Here is a 6,319-nt window from a genome sequence, read left to right on the forward strand (position 1 = left end):
GCTGGCGGTGTGGAAGGCCGGTGGTGCCTACGTGCCGCTGGATCCGGCCTATCCGCCCGGGCGGCTGGAGTTCATGCTGGAAGACAGCGCCCCGGTGGCGYTGCTGACCCATGGCGAGATYCCGGCCGCGCTGCACGCCACGCTGCGGCTGGCGGTGTCGGGCTCCGGCATCCCGCTGATCGATGTAGAAGCCGACAGCCGGCGCTGGGCACGATACGCCAGCGACGACTTGCCTCGCAGCGAAACCGGGGTGGGGCCAGAGCACCTGGCGTACGTGATCTACACGTCCGGCTCGACCGGCCAGCCGAAGGGAGTGATGGTTGCGCATCGCGGGGTGGGCAACCTGGCACAGGCGCAGATTGCCGGGTTTGAGATTGAAGCCGACAGCCGGGTGTTGCAGTTCGCGTCATTCAGCTTCGATGCCTGCGTGTCGGAGATTGTGACTACGTTGGTGCGGGGCGCCACGCTGGTTTTGCCGGCGAGCGAGACGGTACTGGCCGGGGAAGTGCTGGCCGAGGTATTGGAACGGGAGGGCATCACGCACGTGTGGCTCGACCGGTCAGCCCAAGGGGGTGATGGTTGCGCATCGCGGGGTGGGCAACCTGGCACAGGCGCAGATCGAGGGTTTCGGGATCGACGCCGACAGCCGGGTGTTGCAGTTCGCGTCGTTCAGCTTCGATGCCTGCGTGTCGGAGATTGTGACTACGCTGGTGCGGGGCGCCACGCTGGTTTTGCCGGCGAGCGAGACGGTACTGGCCGGGGAAGTGCTGGCCGAGGTATTGGAACGGGARSGCATCACGCACGTGACCCTGCCGCCGGTGGTGCTGGCGGGCTTGCCGGAAGAGGCGCAGCTGGAGACGGTGCGCACGCTGGTGATGGCGGGCGAGGCATCGAATGCGGCGCTGGTGCGGCGTTTCGGCCACAACCGGCGTTTGCTCAATGCCTATGGCCCGACCGNACGGTGCGCACGCTGGTGATGGCGGGCGAGGCATCGAATGCGGCGCTGGTGCGGCGTTTCGGCCACAACCGGCGTTTGCTCAATGCCTATGGCCCGACCGAAACCACGGTGTGCGCGACGATGCAGGTGTGCGACCCGCAAAGCGAGCAGGCGCCGGCGATTGGGCGTCCGATTGCCAACACCCGCATCTATTTGCTGGAYGCCAATGGTCAGCCGGTGCCGCAGGGGGTGGCCGGCGAGATTCATATCGGCGGTGTGCAGGTGGCACGCGGTTATCTGAACCGCGATGAATTGACGGCCGAGCGCTTTGTGGCCGACCCGTTCAGCAGCGAACCGAATGCACGGATGTACAAGACTGGCGACCTGGGACGTTACCTGATGGATGGCAGCATCCAGTTCCTTGGCCGCAATGACGATCAGGTCAAGCTGCGCGGCTTCCGCATTGAGCTCGGTGAAATTGAAGCGAAGCTGCTGGAACAGGATGGCGTGCGCGAAGCGGTGGTGATCGCACGCGAAGACCGGGCGGGCGACAAGCGGCTGGTCGCCTACCTGACGACCGATGCGCAGCTTGACAGCGAAGYGCTGCGYGCAGTTCTGTCGGCAACGCTGCCCGAGTACATGGTGCCGGCCGCGTACGTGCAGCTCGACACCCTGCCGCTGACACCGAATGGCAAGCTGGACCGGCAGGCACTACCGGCGCCGGATGGCGATGCGTATGCAGTGCGTGCGTATGAAGCACCAATCGGCGAAGTCGAAACCGCACTGGCTGCAATCTGGGCCGAAGTGCTGGGCGTTGAGCAGGTCGGTCGTCACGACAACTTCTTCACTCTCGGCGGCCACTCGCTGCTGGCAGTCAAGGTCGCATCACGCGTGCGCCAGGTGCTGGGTGTGGAACTGGGCGTGACCGAATTGTTCACCCATACCAACTTGGCCGCACTGGCAACAGCCGTCGGCGCGCAAAGCGAACTGCCAGCCATCACGCTGGCGTCGCGCGAGAGCCCGCTGCCGCTGTCGTTCGCACAGCAACGGCTATGGTTCCTGTCGCAGATGGAAGGTGGCAGCGAGGCTTATCACATCCCGATTGGCCTGCGGCTATCGGGCTGGCTCGATCGGCATGCGCTCTACCGCGCCCTTGGTCGCATCCAGGCAAGGCATGAAGCCCTGCGTTCGACCTTCGTTCTCGAAGACGGCAAGCCGGTGCAACGGATTTCCCCCGAAGACAAGGCCTTCGAGTTGCGCGAGCTTGACCTGCGTACGCATCCGGACCGCGAAGCGGCGCTGGAAGACGTGGCGCGCCAGGAAGCGAAAGCGCCCTTCGATCTTCAGGCCGGTCCGCTGGTGCGGGCCTGCCTGATCGCGCTTGCCGACAATGAACATGCACTCCTGGTCACGATGCATCACATCGTGTCCGATGGCGTGTCCAAAAGCATTCTGGTGCACGAGCTGAGCGCGCTGTATGCCGCCTACAGCCGTACGGAAGACGATCCGCTGCCGCCGCTGGCAATCCAGTACGCAGACTTTGCGGTATGGCAGCGGCAATGGTTGAACGCAGAACGCCTGCAAGCCCAGTGCGAGTACTGGAAACGTGCATTGGCGGAAGCGCCGGCCGTGCTCGAACTGCCGGCGGATCGCCCACGTCCGCCGGTACAAGACTACGCCGGCGATCGCGTCGATCTCGTCTTCGATAGGGATCTGACCATTACGTTGCAGGCCATGGGCGAACGCTACGGCACGACGCTGTACATGACGCTGCTCGCAATCTGGAGCACGCTGCTTGCACGCCTTTCTGGTCAGGACGATATCGTCGTCGGCACCCCGGTTGCCAACCGCAATGCACCCGAAGTCGAGCGCTTGATCGGTTTCTTCGTCAATACGCTGGCGCTGCGGCTGGATATGTCCGGGACGCCGATGGCAAGCGAATTGCTGCAACGGGTGAGGACACGGGTACTGGAAGCGCAGGCGCATCAGGACCTGCCATTCGAGCAGTTAGTCGAACTGGTCAATCCGGTGCGCAGCATGGCCCATACGCCGGTATTCCAGTCGATGTTCGCCTGGCAGGCGGATGAGGACGCTTCGCTGGTTTTGCCCGGACTGGAACTGGCACCGCTGCCGGCGGCGTCCGGCGTTGCGCAGTTCGACCTGTCGCTGCATCTTTGCCTGAAGGACGAAAAGATAACAGGTGAAATCGAGTACGCAACGGCAATGTTCGACCGGATCACCATCGAGCGCTTCGCCACCTGCCTGCGCACTCTGGCACGCGCCTTCGCTAGTGACGGCACAGCATCCATCTCGCGCCTGCCCTTGCTGGACGAAGCGGAGCGTGCGGACCTGTTTGTCCAATGGAACGCGGTCGAGACGCTCGCGCAGCAGGACGTATGCGTGCATGCAGTGTTCGAGGAACGGGCGGCTGCCGCACCGGAATCGACCGCGCTGGTGATGGACGGCAACGCCCTCTCTTACGGCGAGCTCAACGGACGGGCGAACCGGCTGGCACGGCACCTGAGAAAGATCGGCGTCGCCCCCGACACGCGCATTGCGATATATGCGGACCGGAGTCCTGAGACGCTGGTCGGCATGCTTGCCATCCTTAAGGCGGGCGCCGCCTATGTGCCGCTCGATGCCGCCTATCCGGCCGCACGTCTCGCACGCATCCTGGACGATTGCGAACCCTTGGCCTTGCTGGCGGCGGGATCGGCTGGCGAGCGGATTGCTGCACTCAAAGATGGTGCGCAGTGCATTGATCTTGCCGGCGATGCTCATCGCTGGGCCGACGAAGAGGCGGACAATCTTCCGCCGCTGGCCGCGCCGCATCATCTTGCCTATGTAATCTACACCTCCGGTTCGACCGGCGAACCGAAAGGGGTGATGGTCGAGCATYGYTCGGTCGCCAACCAGGTGAAGGCGCTTGCAAGCCGCTACCGCATCACTGCCAGCGACCGGGTGTTGCAATTTGCATCGATTAGCTTTGATGCATCGGTGGAAGAGATTTTCTGCACGCTACTGTCGGGCGCGACACTGGTACTGCGTAGCGATGCCTGGCTGGYAAGTGCGCAGGTATTCTGGCAACTGTGCGAGGCGAACCGGATCAGCGTGGCCGATTTGCCCACGCGCTTCTGGCAGCAGCTGGCGACCGACACGACCGNAAGTGCGCAGGTATTCTGGCAACTGTGCGAGGCGAACCGGATCAGCGTGGCCGATTTGCCCACGCGCTTCTGGCAGCAGCTGGCGACCGACACGACCGCTGACATTCCGCCATGCGTGAGGGCGGTGATCATCGGCGGCGAGGCGGTAGAGCAGGTCGCCCTGCGCCAGTGGTTCCTGCGCGATGGACATCGGCCAGTCTTGTTTAATACCTACGGGCCGACCGAGACCACAGTGGTCGTCACCGTCGACGAGATCGTCGATGGCAAAGGTTCGCATCGCTCGATCGGTCGTCCGATCGCAAATACCCGGATCTATCTGCTCGATNACCACAGTGGTCGTCACCGTCGACGAGATCGTCGATGGCAAAGGTTCGCATCGCTCGATCGGTCGTCCGATCGCAAATACCCGGATCTATCTGCTCGATGAGCAAGGCAAACCTGTCCCGCTCGGCGTGCCTGGGGAAATTTACATCGGCGGACCAGGGCTTGCACGCGGCTACCTGAACCGACCGGAACTCAGCGCCCAGCGTTTCGCGCCCGATCCTTGCCGCGACGATCCTGATGCGCGCTTGTACAGAACCGGTGACATCGGACGTTTCGCTGTCGATGGCAGCCTTGAATTTCTCGGACGCCGCGATTCCCAGGTCAAGATCCGTGGTTTCCGGGTCGAGCCGGAAGAGGTCCAGGCGGTATTAGCACAACACCCCGGAATTGCGGCCGCTGCCGTGTGCGTGTTTGAGGACGCCAATGCCGGCAAGCGGCTGGTTGCCTACTTTACGGGTAACAGCGACGTTGCTGGGCCAGATGCACTGCGCGCCTTTTTGGCAAGCCGACTACCGGAATACATGGTGCCCGCCGCCTATGTCGCACTGGATAGTCTTCCATTAACGCCGAGCGGCAAACTGGATGTGCGCGCCTTGCCCGTGCCAGGCGAGACCGCCTATGCAGTCCGCGTGTACGAAGCGCCGGTGGGAACGGTTGAAACCGCCGTCGCGCAAGTCTGGTCGGAAGTGCTCAAGCAAGAGCAGGTAGGCCGGCAGGACGATTTTTTCATGCTGGGCGGACACTCGCTGCTGGGGGTGACCATGTGCGCCCGCCTGCAACAGATGCTCGGCGTGGATGTCGGCATTGCCGACTTGTTCAATTACCCGGTCCTGCAAGTCTTTGCGCAAGCGGTCGGCCGCGCTAAGCACACCACACTTCCGCCCGTCATCGCGGTTGAGCGGAACGGCCCGCTGGCATTGTCGTTCTCGCAGCAGCGCCTCTGGCTGCTGGCGCAGATGGGCGAGGCAGATCTGACGCTGCACATGCCGGCAGGGCTGCGCCTGAAGGGCCGGCTGGACATGCGGGCCTTGCAACGCGCGCTGGACAGGCTGGTCGATCGTCATGAAGTCCTGCGTACCACCTTCGACCTGGCGGACGGCGTGCCGATGCAACACATCGGAGATGCGGGCCTGGGCTTCGCGTTGCAGGAACAGGATTTGTCGGATCGCAACGACGCACATGCCGAATTGCAGCACCTGGTGGTTGACGAAGCCAGTACGCGCTTCGACTTGCGTGCCGGTCCGCTGGCGCGAGGTCGGCTGATTCGCATGGGTGCGGAAGAGCATGTTCTGCTGATTACGATGCACCACATCGTCGCTGATGCATGGTCGCTGGAAGTGCTGGTGCGTGAGTTGGGGATCCTGTACCGTGCATTCACGCGCGACAGGGAAGATCCGCTTGTGCCGCTTGCAGTTCAGTACGCCGACTATGCGGCCTGGCAGCGTCGCGGCCTAGCCGGCGATGCGATGGCGATCCAGACGGAGTACTGGCAGCGCACTCTTGCAGGCGCGCCAGCGCGGATTGAGTTGCCCTGCGATTTCCCGCGCCCTGCGCTGATGGACCCGCGCGGCGGAATGGCGGACCTTAATCTGGATGCCGGGCTCGTGGGCGAGCTGAAGGCGTTTAGCCAGCGCAACGGAGCGACACTTTTTGTCACGCTTCTTGCGGCATGGGCGGTTGTGCTTGGGCGCTTGTCAGGACAGCAGGAACTGGTGGTCGGGACACCGGTTGCCAACCGGAGCCGCGTCGAGCTTGAACCGCTGATTGGTTTCTTCCTGAATAACCTGGCGCTGCGTGTGGACCTGTCCGGACAGCCGACGGTCGCAGAGTTGCTGCAGCGGGTGAAGCAACAGGCGCTGGAAGCGCAGCAGCACCAGGACCTGCCGTTCGAGCA

General features: G+C 63.5%; 4 protein-coding genes and 2 pseudogenes. 5 read left to right on the plus strand and 1 reads right to left on the minus strand.

Annotated features, from left to right (window positions below; translation table 11 throughout):
• Positions 1-31 precede the first annotated feature (31 nt).
• Positions 32-214: pseudogene (locus tag ASE07_RS30945) on the plus strand (hypothetical protein); the annotation flags it as partial.
• Positions 215-279: 65 nt separating this feature from the next.
• Here ASE07_RS30945 and ASE07_RS30040 read toward each other — a convergent pair.
• Positions 280-537 (minus strand): hypothetical protein, encoded by a 258-nt coding sequence (locus tag ASE07_RS30040; protein WP_235548577.1) that lies wholly within the window; start codon positions 535-537, stop codon positions 280-282.
• Positions 538-575: 38 nt separating this feature from the next.
• Between ASE07_RS30040 and ASE07_RS30950 the strand changes: the two genes are divergently transcribed.
• The 4 genes and pseudogenes from ASE07_RS30950 to ASE07_RS30960 form a co-directional block, all read left to right on the plus strand.
• A partial coding sequence (locus tag ASE07_RS30950) for an AMP-binding protein (RefSeq protein ID WP_442946118.1) occupies positions 576-957 on the plus strand: 382 nt, incomplete at its 3' end.
• Positions 958-976: 19 nt separating this feature from the next.
• The coding region (locus ASE07_RS22780; RefSeq protein WP_442946119.1) for a condensation domain-containing protein at positions 977-4,100 on the plus strand (3,124 nt) is incomplete at its 3' end.
• Position 4,101: 1 nt separating this feature from the next.
• Positions 4,102-4,426, plus strand: a pseudogene (locus tag ASE07_RS30955) (AMP-binding protein); the annotation flags it as partial.
• 7 nt (positions 4,427-4,433) lie between these two features.
• Positions 4,434-6,319, plus strand: a 1,886-nt coding sequence (locus ASE07_RS30960; protein ID WP_057293122.1) for a condensation domain-containing protein, incomplete at its 3' end; no start/stop codon positions are given.

It is taken from the genome of Noviherbaspirillum sp. Root189 (genome assembly GCF_001428545.1).
Classification (GTDB): Bacteria; Pseudomonadota; Gammaproteobacteria; order Burkholderiales; family Burkholderiaceae_D; genus Noviherbaspirillum.

Coding starts and splice junctions, on each gene's coding strand:
- ASE07_RS30040 (WP_235548577.1), bottom strand. CDS start 537: ATGCCCTCCCGTTCCAATACCTCGGCCAGCACTTCCCCGGCCAGTACC.